A 311-nucleotide genomic window follows, 5' to 3' on the forward strand; every position below is an offset into this window, starting at 1 on the left:
CCCGTTTGCGTCATGGTCTTGCTGCCATCTGGATTGATGGTTTCAGTCGTCTTACCTGGTACCGTCGTAGTTTCGATCCCTGTTGGGATTTCACTCGTGCCAGTATCCGTATTGTGTTCCAGTTGAATCCCGTTTGGTTCATTGTTCGTCACAGCTGTGTGACCAACAGTCACCGCGTTACCTGGTTCAACCGTCTCTGCTGGCAAGCTTGGTTCACCCTTTGGCGTTTCGGTGACAGTTGCCGTATTGGTATCAGTATTGATATCAACCACGGTCTTATCACCATCTGGCCAATCTTTGGTGATCTGCGT

At 49.8% G+C, this 311-nt stretch carries 1 protein-coding gene; it reads right to left on the bottom strand.

Features of this window, described 5'->3' with window-relative positions; translation table 11 throughout:
• Positions 1-311: hypothetical protein (locus FD04_RS12595; RefSeq protein WP_162255748.1), on the bottom strand; the 311-nt coding region annotated here is incomplete at both ends.

Origin of the sequence: Secundilactobacillus odoratitofui DSM 19909 = JCM 15043 (genome assembly GCF_001434895.1) — a bacterium.
Classification (GTDB): domain Bacteria; phylum Bacillota; class Bacilli; order Lactobacillales; family Lactobacillaceae; genus Secundilactobacillus; species Secundilactobacillus odoratitofui.